This window comes from Vibrio sp. 2CM40D (assembly GCF_023161825.1).
GTDB classification, from domain to species: Bacteria; Pseudomonadota; Gammaproteobacteria; order Enterobacterales; family Vibrionaceae; genus Vibrio; species Vibrio alginolyticus.
Genome location: NZ_JALNTL010000005.1, coordinates 12,046 through 26,588, shown reverse-complemented (window position 1 = coordinate 26,588; position 14,543 = coordinate 12,046). Strand labels below are relative to the sequence as shown.

Annotated in this window: 11 protein-coding genes; 6 read left to right on the top strand and 5 right to left on the bottom strand. The window is 45.7% G+C overall.

What is annotated here, in order from left to right; genetic code table 11:
- Window position 1: 1 nt before the first annotated feature.
- The 5 genes from MTF70_RS12465 to MTF70_RS12445 all read left to right on the top strand — a co-directional run bounded on the left by MTF70_RS12465 (window position 2) and on the right by MTF70_RS12445 (window position 6,328).
- Entirely contained in the window at window positions 2–1,474 is a 1,473-nt protein-coding gene (locus tag MTF70_RS12465) for a hypothetical protein (protein ID WP_025768271.1), read from the top strand.
- Between the two features lie 2 nt (window positions 1,475–1,476).
- Window positions 1,477–2,049, top strand: coding sequence for a sigma-70 family RNA polymerase sigma factor (locus MTF70_RS12460; protein ID WP_025768270.1), 573 nt, complete (start codon window positions 1,477–1,479; stop codon window positions 2,047–2,049).
- A gap of 2 nt (window positions 2,050–2,051) precedes the next feature.
- Window positions 2,052–3,611, top strand: coding sequence for a hypothetical protein (locus MTF70_RS12455; RefSeq protein ID WP_025768269.1), 1,560 nt, complete (start codon window positions 2,052–2,054; stop codon window positions 3,609–3,611).
- A gap of 262 nt (window positions 3,612–3,873) precedes the next feature.
- Window positions 3,874–6,195: a hypothetical protein gene (locus MTF70_RS12450; RefSeq protein WP_025768268.1), complete on the top strand. Its 2,322-nt coding sequence runs from the start codon at window positions 3,874–3,876 to the stop codon at window positions 6,193–6,195.
- Window positions 6,185–6,328, top strand: a complete 144-nt coding sequence (locus MTF70_RS12445; protein WP_012841245.1) for a hypothetical protein — start codon at window positions 6,185–6,187, stop codon at window positions 6,326–6,328. The genes MTF70_RS12450 and MTF70_RS12445 overlap by 11 nt, the downstream gene beginning before the upstream one ends.
- A gap of 74 nt (window positions 6,329–6,402) precedes the next feature.
- Here MTF70_RS12445 and MTF70_RS12440 read toward each other — a convergent pair whose 3' ends face one another.
- From MTF70_RS12440 to MTF70_RS12420, 5 genes are all read right to left on the bottom strand, one after another.
- On the bottom strand, window positions 6,403–7,422 hold the full coding sequence (locus MTF70_RS12440; RefSeq protein WP_205461489.1) for an SPOR domain-containing protein: 1,020 nt from the start codon (window positions 7,420–7,422) through the stop codon (window positions 6,403–6,405).
- Window positions 7,423–7,579: 157 nt separating this feature from the next.
- The gene (locus MTF70_RS12435) at window positions 7,580–8,530 is read right to left on the bottom strand and encodes an ABC transporter permease (RefSeq protein ID WP_054730225.1); all 951 of its coding nucleotides are present in this window, start codon (window positions 8,528–8,530) and stop codon (window positions 7,580–7,582) included.
- Between the two features lie 2 nt (window positions 8,531–8,532).
- On the bottom strand, window positions 8,533–9,510 hold the full coding sequence (locus tag MTF70_RS12430; RefSeq protein WP_005379110.1) for an ABC transporter permease: 978 nt from the start codon (window positions 9,508–9,510) through the stop codon (window positions 8,533–8,535).
- A 147-nt stretch (window positions 9,511–9,657) separates the two neighbouring features.
- The gene (locus MTF70_RS12425) at window positions 9,658–11,211 is read right to left on the bottom strand and encodes an ABC transporter substrate-binding protein (RefSeq protein WP_005379109.1); all 1,554 of its coding nucleotides are present in this window, start codon (window positions 11,209–11,211) and stop codon (window positions 9,658–9,660) included.
- Window positions 11,212–11,303: 92 nt separating this feature from the next.
- Window positions 11,304–13,019: an ABC transporter ATP-binding protein gene (locus tag MTF70_RS12420; RefSeq protein WP_005379108.1), complete on the bottom strand. Its 1,716-nt coding sequence runs from the start codon at window positions 13,017–13,019 to the stop codon at window positions 11,304–11,306.
- Between the two features lie 661 nt (window positions 13,020–13,680).
- On the opposite strand from MTF70_RS12420, the gene MTF70_RS12415 reads away from it, so the two are divergent.
- Entirely contained in the window at window positions 13,681–14,406 is a 726-nt protein-coding gene (locus tag MTF70_RS12415) for an HAD family hydrolase (RefSeq protein WP_005379107.1), read from the top strand.
- Window positions 14,407–14,543 lie beyond the last annotated feature (137 nt).

The window sequence follows — 14,543 nt, the reverse complement described above, 5'->3', positions numbered from 1 at the left end:
GATGTATACACGTTCAGTGGTATTTTGGCTGTCTGCATTGACGGCTACGTCCACGTTGGCAGCAGACGTTTCAGTTGCCACTTCACACCCACCAGCTTCAACCTTGAAGCAAGGCTACTTTATCGACGCCCCAGTGACTGGCCTGTATTACAAAACCAGTTCCAATATCACTGGCGTCACTCAGCAAGGTGCATTTCATTACCAACCCGGTGATGTAATTAGCTTCTTCCTTGGTAACGATGATAAAGGTTATCTGCTGACGACCTTATCAAGCCAAGAAGTGCTGACGCCGACGATGGCGACAACCAAACCTAGCCGCAGCATCAATATGACGCGTCTGCTGCTTTCTCTCGACAGCACGCCTGAGAATCGTGAGGAAATTGTCCTAGCAAACCGTGTGCTTTCTGATCCTCACTTTCAAAGCCAGCTCAAAGGCCTTGATCTCAATTACCTGGATGACGCTAAACGCTACCTCAATCTCGATTGGGTATCTGTCAATGAGGCGATTGAGCACCTAAACGAAAGCCAGCAGTACATTGAAAAAAACTTTTCCTCTGATGAGATCATTTTTGAACCTCGCGACATGACGTTCAAAAACATCGTCATCAAAAAGAAGGATTGGCAAGGCCGCGCTTGTGCTTACGATCTACGCTATCAGCATCATCCCAAATATCGTCCTCCTATTGGTGAAACTCGATTCACCATCACCAAAGACTCATTGATTGAACACCCAAGCATTGGCGATCATTTTCAAGGCTGCTTCCTCTCGATGAAACGCCCCATCACGGAAGATGTCGTCGAACCGATAAGCAAGTTTGCGGATTGGTTTAATATCGTTGGTTGTTCAATCACAGGGTGCACCCGCAACGACTTGAATGGCTTCTCTCTCGAAGACTTCGATGATGAAGGCGACTGGAAGTACCGCTCCGTTGCCCTCAATTTTGATCCGAGCACCGAGTTATTGATGGAAAAAGTACAAGGTCTCGGGCGTAAAAAAAACATCCAACACAATAACCGTACAGAAATGCTCTGGTTTACGTATCCCAATACTAGCGAACACGACATTGACTACCTCGGTGTGTGGCAGCAAACCGAATACCACCAACAGTCCATGACACAATCATGCCTATTGATGCGCCATCAACAAGTCATGCGACTGCCGAAAAATACGGACACCTGCCCAACCGATACAAGCCTGTACACCCAAGATGTTACCCGCGAATTTGCCGACATGTGGTGGGTCAACAATAGCGCCCCCAAAGCCGAACTCGCACAAATGAACGTCATGGTACGTTGGTCAACAACCCCATCCGAAATCAATTACACCACCTGGGAATACTTGCCAGCTGGCGCAACTTGGGAGCAAGGCATTTTATATCGCTATCAACAAAATGTTCTGCGCAACCAAGACGGTTCCGATCGCATTGAAACCTACACCATTTCTGAATTTGTCAAAGTGAGCGAGGATGTATAACCATGGCAACAGCAGTAGCACTGACACAAATCATTCAACAATGGCAATCTGGTGATAAACAAGCTGAGAGCGAGCTCTATCAGTTTGCTTATTTACAGTTGCGTAAGATCGCCCAACATGAGCGTGAACGAAATGCAGAAAAGTACGGCACCAACAACAAAGTACTGGCAGACAGCGTCAACAGCACCACGGCATTAATTCATGATGCTTACCTGAAAATGTCCAACTGCGACATGAGTGAAATTGAAACAAAGCGCGATTTCTTTTTGATGGCCGCCAAAGTGATGCGTCAAATCTTGATCGATAACGCACGCTCGCACCAAGCACAAAAGCGTCAACACATTACATTGATGAGAGATGAAGAAGATCGTTTCGAGCAATTGATTATCATGGATAAAGCTCTGGATAGTTTCAGTAGCCGCTATCCACGCCAATCGAGCGCACTCAAACTCAAGTATTTAATGGGCATGAAAAACCAAGAAATCAGTGAGCTACTCGAGTGCAGCGCAAGCCTGATAGAGAAAGACCTCAAATTCTCTCGCAGTTGGCTACAATCACGAATGGCGCACACGTAATCATGAACAAAAAGCTTTGGATAATCGGCGCAGTATGCGTCGGTTTGTTCGGTATTTACTTCATTTCAAACAAACACAATTTGGCATCTGTGAAAGACTCGTCAGACAACGCCGACAAGTCAACCCAGCAAGCACATCGTCAATATGAGCGCACATCTTTAGTTGAAGTAAAGCAAGCGTTGACAGGTTCTGCGTTGGATCGCACTCCTAAAAAAACGGGAGATGACGCATTTAACTCCGCCCTTTTAGGACAACCAGGCCCTGTTACGAATCCATTTCATACCACAGAAGACAACACGTTTTACGAGTCAGCATTGGGTGATAAGAACAGCCGACCACAAGAGGACCCATCAGAGAATAATAAACCCATCATCAACCTCACTGTGGAACAGCAGCTACAAACCATTATTTATGCTTGGGAGCTGAAACAAAACTCTCCGGTGAGTTATTCGCTCAACCTTAACCAGCTTTTTGAAGACCCAGATGGCGATCTCCTCACCACTCAGATTTGGCTTGAAAACGCCAATGGGTTAAGAGTCCTCAACCAAGGACAAATGATGGTGCAAGGAGCGCCTGAGGAAATAAAAACCACCACATATTTGGCGGTAGCAGCGCGCGATGATTATCACGGTAATAGCGATCATGCATGGGTCACAACGCGCTTTGAGTTACCCGTTATCACACCCGATCAAAATGACACAGAACACCCGTTAGTTGGCGATGTAGTTTATCGCCTAGAGACAACACAAAATCTTGCCGGTATCGCGTACGCGTATGAAGTGGTGTATTGCGAGGCCTTTCAGTTTGAGGGGGGCGAAGTAAGTTATGCCGCCTCACACAACAAACGCCAGTGTCCTGAAAAGGGAGACTTGAAAAAAGTGGGCAAGTACAAAATCAGTGATGACTCGTTGATCGTTTATGTCCAAGGTGTACGCCAAATTTGGACCATCAAAAAAGAATACCCATCTCAGGTTCATGAAGATACTCGGAACTACTTCACCACCGTGTTTGATGGTAAACAATTCGAAAGCTATACCATGCAAAAGAACAAGCAGTCCATGGAAAAGCGCATCAATGTCCACACTGGCGAGTACGAATATCAAGGAACGTCGTTTGACTACCTCTTTCCAATTTCAGGAGGAGGTTACATAAACGGGACTGCTAGCAACTACATATTTGATAGAAGTGTTCAGGGTAACGAACCAGTGCACAAACTGGACTCTGATCTCAATATGAAATCAAACCAACATGACCTCTTTTGTCATGATTATTTATTTTACTGGTACAGCTCTATCGTAGCTGGGCGAGGAGAGTTTGCCGATATTATCTCTAGCTCAATGGATTTTGACAACGTGACACCAATACATTGTGCTGAATGGCCAGATAATTATTGGCAACGAACATTTATGTTTTACAACCTTGAATACACAGATTACGACATATTCATTCCAGGCGAAGTCTACAGTTATGTGCTTAAACCTCACCCTCAATTTGCTGATCGCGTTGAGGAATTTAAGATCAACATGATTTATCACGCCCCTGTCCTTAGCGACACCCAATAAACCTTTTTTACAGGTGGTTATTTTAACAAAACAATCATTCCCAAAATAAAACTGGAACCGTGATCAAATTATAAATTTTCCATCATAGACAAAAAATAGAAATAAATTTTACGGGTTTTGTGCGGATTTTCGTGTCTTGAACCTAAGCTCAATAGTCATTAAAAAGACACCACTCTCTTATATCTCACTAGTGAGATATAAAGAAAAAAATAATAAAAAAAGCGACTTTCTCATTCGGAAACGAAACAAGGACAAATAAATAATGAATAAGGTGAGTTTACTAGCAGCGTCAGTGGCTATCGCTCTTACAGGCTGTGGCGGTTCAGATGGTGGTTCAAACAGTGCTAACGACGGCGTTGTGATCACAGGTTTTGACGGCTACTTCAAGCATGCCGTTGTTTTTGAAGATACGAACAACAACGGCCAATGGGACACTCAAGAAACATTCCTTGGTCTGACCGATGAGAAAGGTCAGCTTAAATTGGATGCAAAACCAGAAAGCACTCTAGCGCTGCAGACCATTACACCAAACGGTGCAAAGCAGAAACAGCTTATCGCCTTGGATGCGAAAGAGTACGCAGGCAAATACACGGTTGATATGGATCATCCAGGCCAAGCTATGGCGCACGAAATCGTATTCCGTGCACCAACATCGTCAAACGTGATTTCACCTATCACGGATCTTGTGGCGATTGAAATGGCAAAAGATCCAGCCATTAGTGAAGAAGATGCGAAAGCGAAAGTAAACCAAGCGCTAGGAGGCTCAGAAGAAGCACCAATTGATCTGTACAGTGATTTTGTTGAAGGTGCGACAAAAAACGCCGAACTACATAAAACCGCTCAGATTCTGACCGACTCGAAAGCACAAAACCCAACGAACTACGAGAAAAAAGCCACGGAGTTTGCTCAAGCGGCAAACCAAGAAGTGGAACGTCTTGTTGCATCTGGCGAAAACATCAATGACCCAAATCTACGTCCAATCATCACTGACGCGACCCCAGACAGCGACACCTTAGCACCTGAAACGGCAGTTAATAACAAGCTAACCGTAAACAAAATCGTCGAAAAGGCAGCTAAAGATAAGCTAGAAAAACTACCAAAAATCGTACAAGGCGTGGACTTTGATGGCTTAGAGCTAGACATTGAAGGTCTATTTGCAGACAAAGACCAAAACCTTGTGACAACCAAACTGACGCACAACTTTGCAGGCACAGGCATTGAAGTTGTGCAAACTGGCAACCTGGTTGTTCTACATCCAACTGCAATCGTAGAGAAAGCTGGTGATTTTGAGATTGTTCTAACGGCGCAAGACATTGATTCGTCAGGTAAGGTTTTGGGTACGGTAAGCACCGTATTTCAGTTCGAAATCGAATCGGCAAACTTACCACCAATGGTTGTAGAAACAGAACAAGCGCGTCTGCAGTCCATCGTTGATGGTTGGTACCTACAACAAGGTGAAGTGTTTGAACAAACACTCGATATTTCTGGTTTGTTCCAAGATAAAGACGGTCAAATTACCGACTACTCAGCGGACTATGTAGACATTGAAGGTCTAACAGTATCTGAGGATGGTAATGCAATTATCACCATTAAAGGCACACCAACAAAAGCAGGTGAAGCTGGAGCAGTACTTGCGATTAGCGCAACAGATGGCCATACCGCGGTACAAATTGCGCTCAGCATGCCAACGGTTATCGAAGGCGTCACGCCACCACCAGTAGTACCGACTTTGGGCTTCACTCACGAGCACTTCAACGGTCAAGAATGGAAAATGGGTAGCTTTGCACAGAAAGATGGTGAAATCGGCTACGCCATGCTGATGCAAGATTCTGAAGGCCTACTATTCTGCTGGGGTTCAAACCACGATGAGATGAATCAAGAGTACAAAGCGAACATCAGTGACTTCCTAAAAGACACATGGGAACACAATGCTTACGCCATTCTTGCCGATCTGGACCAACAAACTGGTTACACAGAATACAACAATAAAGACTGTAACGACGTTGAGTTGAAAGACGGCAAGCTATACAACAGCTACGGCGACGAGTATGAAATGTTGTACCAGCACAAAACCGAGCATAACGGCACTCAAATGATCGTTAAAATCTCAGATGATGAGCTGTTCTGGATGGATTCAAGCAATACCCCATTCGCAGAATCACTTTCGGTTGCAGAACACATCAAACAAGGCACGGTAGAGCATGACTTGATGGTAGAAAGTAATGGCACAGGCGACGACACAGTCCTGAAATACTCGTCAGGTGCGTACGAATACGACACTGATACTTACAACTACACTTCGTTCATGCCAACAGGATTCCAAACTCCAGGTAATTGGGAAATCCAGAATGCTGAAGACCGTGAACTGCTGATTCTAGAAGAAACAGGCTCAGAGTCAGATTACAAAACTCGTCATCGTTACATTAACCGCGATTTTGGTGATTTTTATATCGGTATTCGTTGGAGTAAAGAACAAAACGGTCATGAATCCGCGCCGGAATATGGTCTGTACTCTAACAGCAAAGAAGCCATGACAAGCATCGCGAGTTCACTACCGATTTTGGAGCCTGGTGATGATGACTAAAGCAACCATCGTTAACCCTTGCTGTGATAGCGTGCATTTGCGTAGAAGACGCAGAACACTTTGGGAACGATTGGTCGGCATCAAAGAAGTGTATATCTGCTCTAACTGTCACAAAGAAACGCCACTCAAATAGCGATAATATTTGAGACCGCAAAAAGCCCCGAACTCGGGGCTTTCTTCTATATTTTGACCGCAATATCTGAGTCGTTATTTCACGCACACCACGTTCAATAATGAGGTTCCGGTGAGCTGATTGGGCTCACGATCGGCGAACAAACCTTTCTTATCTTTGCCCCAATACGGCAGTTGCAGTGGCCATTGATTTTTTTCCATCACCCCAGACGCCCTCAGCGCTTTAAACTCTGCAGGGTTGGCTAAGCTCATACCCAGTTGCTGACATACTTTGTGCGAGTTTTCGTAGTTGAGGCGGTTCCACGGCTTACCATGTTCCATGTAAAACTGATTATGGTGATCGAGTAAATATGGGATCACGTACGTTTTGCCCTGTACTGAAGTTCTCAACCGAACTTCAATGTCATCATTTCCAGTGACAATTGGCTTCGCTTTGGTCTTAGCAACAGGCGTAGACGAAGAGCTATCACGTGAACTTTTTGCCTTGGTATCTGGCTTCTCTGCCCGCGCTTTAAAGGCGTCGGTATCAGCTCGCACAGCAGGAACTGGCGCGGGTTTCGGGGTCACCGTCGGTGTTGGCTTAACCGAAGATGCGGCTGATTTCGACGATACAGTAGATTTAGGTGTAGGTGGTGTTACTGGTTGTTTCGTCCCTTTCCCAACCACTCGGATGAACGCCTCTTTGTAATTCGACAAGGTTTTGACTCCTCGTAAGTCATCCCTCGCATCAGACAATGCCTTGTAAGGTCCAATCAAACAGCGATAGCCTTTGGATTCAGGCTTCATCCATACGTCAGTCGTGATTTTACTATAGAGAGGCTTAGCTTTCGCGAGAGACATAGGCTTGGGTAGCAATCCGCATTGAATCCAGTAAAGGTAGTTGCCCCCCTGCGGCACTTTCTTTCCCCATACTCCGTTACCAATTGGGCACGTTTTCTCAAGCATCGGTAATTCTTTCTCGCTGGCTTGAGTGGCTTGGCAAAGGAACTCCTCCGCCGATACTGGGCTAGAAAACTGGGCGCATACTAGCAACAAACCCAAAGCCAGGCTTGCTTGGAAGATACGAGATGGGTGTTGTGCCTTCTTCATTTCCATACACTTCACTCTAAATTAGTGGGTAAGGTCATTATGGCGGCAAAGCGCCAAAAAAATGTGAACAAAGAATAACTAGCAAAAAAAGAGCCGGAATTTGCATCCGGCTCTCAGTTTAGGAAGGAATTAAGTGAATTTACAACGCTTGGTGGGAAAATTCTTATCCTTTGTACAGTTTCGGGTTGAATACATCACGTAGCCAGTCGCCCAACAGGTTGATAACCAAAACCAATGTTACTAGCACGATGCCAGGGAAAGCAGTAATCCACCATGCACCAGAGAAGATGTAGTTAAAGCCGATGCTGATTAGCGCACCCAGTGACGGCTGATCGACTGGCAGACCCAAACCTAGGAATGACAGCGCCGCTTCCGACATGATCGCGTTCGCTACCTGTACCGTCGAGATAACCAAGATTGGCGATAGACAGTTTGGCAGAATGTGACGGAACATGATTCGCGGAGCTTTAAAGCCCATCACACGCGCCGCTTCGACGTATTCTTTCTTCTTCTCTGCCAATACCGAGGCACGAATAGTCCGTGCGTATTGCGGCCATTCAGCCACACCGATGATCACCACCAGCATCACCACCGCGTATTGGCTGTAAAAATCGCTGCCAAAGCTGGCTTTGAAAATGGCCGATACGATGATCGCCACCATCATGGTTGAGAACGATAGTTGAACATCCGCAAAGCGCATCAAGAAGCTATCGATACGACCACCGAAGTAACCCGCCGACAAACCAATGATGATACCCAGAATCAACTGAAGACCGACGGCTAAAAAGCCGATCGTCAAAGACAAACGAGAGCCGTAAAGAATGGTCGATAAAATATCGCGGCCTTGCTCATCAGTACCAAGAACAAAACGCTCATCGCCCTCTTCCATCCAAGACGGTGGTAGCTCTGAATCCATGATGTCGATAGACGTCAGATCGTACGGGTCTGTTGGCGCAAGAATCGGTGCAGCCAATGCCAATACTAAGAACATCATAAAGACGGTAAAACTCGCCATCGCCACTTTGTCGCGTTTGAAGTAATACAGAAAATCTGACTCTTTGAAACGCTGCCACGCTGATGGAGCAGGAGCTGGTGTTAAATTTGATTGGCTCATGATTAAGCTCCTTTTCCAGTTAGGTTCACAGTTGGGTTGATGATGCCGTACAGCAAGTCAACGATGGTATTGGTTACCACGAAGATCAGACCAACAAAGATAACGTAGGCAGTGATCAGCGGTGTATCTACACGGTTGATTGCCTCTAGGAAAAGGAAGCCAGTGCCCGGCCATTGGAACACGGTTTCAGTAAGAATGGTGTAGGCCACCATGGTACCAATCTGCACGCCACCTACCGTCAATACTGGTAGCATGGTGTTCTTAAGTGCATGTTGGTAATAAATCTTTTGTAAGTTCAAACCTTTTGCTTTGGCGAACTTAATGTATTCCGAACTCAGTACTTCCAGCATTTCTGAACGTACCAAACGGATGAACAACGGCAGCATGATAGACGCTAGCGCAATACAAGGTAGGATGAGGTGCTTGATACCATCAATGGTAAAGAAGCCAGATTCCCAACCGAGTACGTTAGCGGTTTCACCTCGCCCATAGGAAGGCAGCCAGCCGAGTTCGATGGAGAAGACGTACATCAGCATGATTGCGGTTAGGAACACCGGAATCGAGATGCCGACACTACTCATCGCCATAACAAATTTGGTAAAGACACTCTTCGGGTGAATCGCGGAATACACCCCGAGTGGTATAGAGAAAACGATAATGATGAGCGTCGCGCCAAACACGAGCTCTAATGTTGCCACCAGCTTATCGAGGATCACCTCAACCGCAGGTCGCTTGAAAAAATATGAGGTACCCAAATCACCTTGCAGTGCATTACCCACAAAGCGCGTGTACTTTGTGATAAAGGGATCGTTCAGGCCCAAGTCGTCGCGTAGCGCTTGACGCTCCGATTCCGAAACCGACTGACCTACAAGCTCACGCAGCGGATCACCCAGGTTGTCCTGAATGGCAAACGCCACCAAACTGATCACAAACATCACTATCAGTGCCTGAAACAGGCGCTTGACCAGAAACGAAAACATTCCTTGCCCCTTAACTATCCATAGATCTCTAAATTAGAGAGAAAATTCAGTCTAAATAACCCACTCAATCCGACTGAAACAAAACTGAGTCGAGTGCTTTAAGTTGAGGAGGGAAATCCATCCCTCCTCAAAGTCGACTAACCGTGATTATTCAACCACTAGGTCACCGAAGTAAGGCATTACCATTGGGTTAACGATGTCTGCCGCTTTCACGTTAGACTTCGCACCCCACGCTTCACTTTGCCAGTGTAGCGGTACGAATGCTGCGTCGTTGTATAGTGTTGCTTCTACACCTTTCAGCATTTCTGCACGTTTCGCAGGATCCGTTTCTACGTTCGCAGCTTCAACCACTTTGTCCATTTCTGGGTTTGAGTAGTAACCACAGTTGTACTGACCACGACCGGTTTCTTCGTTACGAGTCATCGTTAGGAACTCGTTGAAGTTCGCTGAGTCTTCTGTATCTGAGTGCCAACCGATCATCAGCATGTCTGCCGCACACTTGTCGAACTCTGGCCAGTATTGCGCTTTTGGCATGGTCTTCAGATCAACCTTGATACCGATCTTAGACAACATTGCCGCTGCCGCTTGTGCTACTTTCGCATCATTCACGTAACGGTTGTTTGGTGCGATCATCGTTAGCGTCAGGCCATTTTCGTAACCCGCTTCTTTCATCAGTTCTTTCGCTTTCTTCAAGTCGTAGCGAGGAACCAGTTTGTCATCGTGACCCACGTAACCTGCCGGGCTTTGCTGACCAGCAGCCGTTGCGAAGCCTTTCATGATTTTCTTCACGATACCTTCGTTATTGATTGCGTGAACAATCGCTTGGCGAACGCGAACGTCTTTCAATGCTTCGTTGCTGTTTTGGTTTAGTTGGAACGTGATGATACGAGTACCAGGTAGCGTAACTAGGTCGATGCCGTCAGCATCTTCAACGCGTTTGTGGTCGTTTGGCGCTACAGGGTGAATCATGTCAACACCGCCAGAAAGCAGCGCTGCTACACGAGTTGCGTCTTCTTTAATTGGCACAAGCGTTAGCTTATCAACGTTACCTTTCGACTCTTTGTCCCAGTAATCTTTAAAGCGTTCAAATTCCACTTTTACGCCCTGTTCACGTGAAGTCACAATGAATGGACCCGTGCCAGATACGTTAGTCGATGCAAATGAGTTACCGTGCTTCACTAGCTCAGACTTGTCTTTGCCGTCCGCAGTTTTGCCCGTGTAGAACTTGCTGTCCATTGGGAAAATGTACGTTGCGGTTTGCAGCACTAGTGGGTAAGGACCTTTAGTTACAAGATCGAACGTGTTGTCGTCAACTTTGACGATTTTTTCGTACGGGTCGAAGATGTTTTTAAAGTCAGGAGAGCTTTGTAAACGCTGGAACGTCCACACGACGTCGTCAGCCGTTAGAGTATTGCCAGAATGGAATTTCACACCTTCACGCAGTTTGAAACGAACAGTCGTATCGTTAATACGTTCCCAGCTTTCTGCTAGGCGAGGCTCGAAATCCATTTTTTGAGTAAAGCGAACCAACGGATCAAATACCATGTGTGACATTTGCAGTGTGCCACCTGATAGCTGCTCATGTGGGTCAAGCGATACTGGGTCAGCTGCATAGCCAACTTTGATATCTGCTGCCATTGCGTTAAAGCTTAGGCCCGCAGCCATTAGCGCCACTGCTAATTTGCTTTTCATGGTTTTCATTTGCATAACTCCTTCATGCGGGGATACGGATCCCTTGTTGTTGTGTTTGCGTCTTTGTTATGACTAAAGGTTAGCCAAGCGAATTGCTTGGTTTATGCCGTTTCGATCTCTTCTCGCAAGCCAGTAAACTCCGGCATCAGAGAAATCAATTTTTTGCTGTATTCGTGTTGAGGTGCCGTGAATAACTGTTCTGTTGGGGCCACTTCTAAAAGTGTACCCATTTGCATCACACCTACTCGGTCACACATCTGACGAATAACAGGTAAATCGTGGCTGATAAACAACATAGTCAAGTTCAGCTCACTTTGCAGATCTTTCAGCAAGTTTAGAATTTGTGCCTGTACCGATACGTCCAGTGCTGAGGTCGGTTCATCACAAATCAAAAGTCGAGGACGAGTCGCCAACGCACGCGCAATAGAAATACGCTGACGCTGACCACCGGAGAATTCATGAGGGTACTTAAGCCCAGCCATTCGACCCAAACCAACATGATCCAATAGGTCATTCACGATTTGGCGAGTTTCCGACTCGTTTTTCGTCAATTTATGGAAACGGATTGGCTCAGCAATAATATCGAATACCTTCATACGAGGGTTCATTGAAGTATATGGGTTTTGGAACACCATCTGCATTTGACGACGCATCGGGCGGCGCTCTTTCTCAGAGGTTAAAGCGGTCAGGTCAATGCCCTCGAATTTCACCTGACCAGAGTTAGGTTGGTATAAACCAGCAATCACACGTGCAATGGTCGATTTACCTGAACCAGACTCGCCCACCAAACCAAAGGTTTCGCCTTCGTGCACTTCAAAGCTCACATTATTAGATGCTTGCACGTATTCTCGGCGGCTCTCGAACAAAGAGTCTTTGGTCACAAAGCGAAGATTGACGTTCTTCACGTCCAAAAGCGGGCCAGTGTACTCACGCTCATCTTGGCTTTGTCCTAACCAGTGGTTCTTGATATCGAGTGGCTCCATTTCCGCCGCTTCTTCGATATAGCTTACTAACGGGAAACGATCTAGCTTTCTGTCTGAACGTGGTACCGCTGAAATTAGACTGCGAGTATAAGAGTGATCAGGATCGCCCAATACTTTGGCTGTTGGTCCAAACTCCACCAAGTCACCACGATACATTACCGCCACGCGATCGGTGACGTTGGAGACGACACCCATATCGTGAGTAACCAACATACAGCCGACATTGTTCTTGATACACAGCTCGCGGATCAAGTTGAGGATTTGGTCTTGGATAGAAACGTCTAACGCCGTAGTTGGTTCGTCCGCAATGATGAGATCAGGCTCACCAGCCAAAGCAATGGCAATGACAACACGCTGACGCATACCACCAGAGAATTGGTGCGGGTACTGCTTTAAGCGGTTTTCTGGTTGAGGAATACCAACCTGCTGCATAAGAGAAAGCGCGCGCTGATACGCCTCTTCATCAGAGACCTTCATGTTGGCGTGGATCGTCTCTTTCAGCTGTTGCTCAACAGTAAAAAGTGGATTGAGCGAGGTCATCGGATCTTGGAAAATAAAACCTATTTTCGAGCCGCGAACCTTACGCATCGCTTCTGGTGATAGGCCAGAAATTTTTTCTCCATCCAAGAAAACATCGCCGCTAGCAACGCGACCTGGAGGGCTAAGCAAATCAATAACGGCGTTACCAACGGTGGATTTACCCGCACCTGATTCGCCAACAACACCCACGATTTCACCACGTTCAATATGAAAAGAAAGTGACTTCACGGCAGCGTGAACGCCGTGTCGGGATGGGTATTCAATACGAAGGTTTTTCACTTCTAATAGTGACATTTCAGACCTCTACTGCCTTGTCTGTGGTATCGAATCATGCCAAAGGCACCATTCATCACCTGAATGAATCCGTTCAAATTCAGAATAATACTCTGAAATCTTAATGCGGAAATAATTTGGCAAAAATCACACAAAAAAGCAACAATTAAAGTATATTCCGCCGAAAAAACATTAAATAAACGCACAATTAGCGAATAAAAATTCATTAACAAGTATTTAACCATTTTCATATCACACTATTTTTGTGCGTCATGCACCAATAAAACTAGAAAAATGCTCTAAAAGTAAACATGAGCTAAACAAGATCATTAACCATATTATTCATGTGTATTTATTAACATTTAACAAACAATATCATATGCAAAAAGTGTTTTTTCAACATAAAAAACTATTAATAAAATAGTCGGCAAATACAAAAAGCCAAACTTAGGAAGAGAAAGGATAGGTCAAAACGTGAACAAAACAGCAAAACCACACAAATCCTGCTCCAACGCAGATTATGCGCCACTTAAGCGGTTTATTGACTAAGCAAAGGAAAGTACCGCTATCCTCATTCGTACGTCATAAGAAAACTCGCCGATTTTAACCCTTTACGACACAATTGAGAGTGGGATAATAGATGAACAGTGTCAAAGCCAAGCCGTAAATAAAAGGAGCCCCTGTGCTTAAAGCGATTTTTTTTGATATGGACGAGACTTTATGTGCAACGTCACAAGCCGATAAAGTTGCAGGACAAGCGTTTACAACTTGGATTCATAAGACCTACCCACAAGTTACCGAACCAAAAGCGTTTTTGCAGCGCTACTTGCAGGGTGTATACAAAAAGCTGAATGCTGAGTTCCCTCACCTTGTGGCTCTGCTACCCGATGAAAATGCCTTCCGTTGTGGCCTGATCCAAAACATCTTGGCGGAGCAAGGCGTCAGCATCACTGCAAAAGAGGCTCAACAAGCTCAAGACTACTTTGACTCTGCACGTATGGGCGCGTTCACCTTCTTCCCTGGTGTAAAAGAAATGCTCAGCGACCTTCGTCAACATTACAAACTCGTCGTGATCACTAACGGTCCGATTTTTTCTCAACACCCTAAATTAAACGCGACACAAATGAGCAACTGGGTGGACCATATTATTGTGGGAGGAGAAGAGCCAGAAGAGAAACCTGCTACAAGTATTTTCCAAAAAGCGCTCGACTTGGTCGAAGTAAAACCAGAAGAGGCTCTACACGTGGGCGACTCTTTACCTGCTGACATTGCTGGCGCTAACAATATGGGCATTTTGAGTGTGTGGGTGAATGCGACAGGCGCAAGCAACTCAACGGATATAACGCCAAGTTTTGAAATCCAAGAAACGGTAGAACTGAAAGAAATCCTTAAAACACTCGCCCAATAAAAGCAGCGGATTAGAAAACTACAAAACCCCAGACACTGCTCTGGGGTTTATTTTGTCAGCTCGAAAAGCATTTGGATCATAGGTGGTCAAAAGCCCCTAGAGCTGTACACTTTTGGGAAAAATTGAAATGGAATGCC

Bases quoted from the DNA above. Each gene is read 5' to 3' on its own strand.
- MTF70_RS12465 (WP_025768271.1), top strand. From the start codon at position 2: ATGTATACACGTTCAGTGGTATTTTGGCTGTCTGCATTGACGGCTACG.
- MTF70_RS12425 (WP_005379109.1), bottom strand. From the start codon at position 11,211: ATGAAAACCATGAAAAGCAAATTAGCAGTGGCGCTAATGGCTGCGGGC.
- MTF70_RS12445 (WP_012841245.1), top strand. From the start codon at position 6,185: ATGATGACTAAAGCAACCATCGTTAACCCTTGCTGTGATAGCGTGCAT.
- MTF70_RS12430 (WP_005379110.1), bottom strand. From the start codon at position 9,510: ATGTTTTCGTTTCTGGTCAAGCGCCTGTTTCAGGCACTGATAGTGATG.
- MTF70_RS12455 (WP_025768269.1), top strand. From the start codon at position 2,052: ATGAACAAAAAGCTTTGGATAATCGGCGCAGTATGCGTCGGTTTGTTC.
- MTF70_RS12420 (WP_005379108.1), bottom strand. From the start codon at position 13,019: ATGTCACTATTAGAAGTGAAAAACCTTCGTATTGAATACCCATCCCGA.
- MTF70_RS12450 (WP_025768268.1), top strand. From the start codon at position 3,874: ATGAATAAGGTGAGTTTACTAGCAGCGTCAGTGGCTATCGCTCTTACA.
- MTF70_RS12440 (WP_205461489.1), bottom strand. From the start codon at position 7,422: ATGGAAATGAAGAAGGCACAACACCCATCTCGTATCTTCCAAGCAAGC.
- MTF70_RS12435 (WP_054730225.1), bottom strand. From the start codon at position 8,530: ATGAGCCAATCAAATTTAACACCAGCTCCTGCTCCATCAGCGTGGCAG.
- MTF70_RS12460 (WP_025768270.1), top strand. From the start codon at position 1,477: ATGGCAACAGCAGTAGCACTGACACAAATCATTCAACAATGGCAATCT.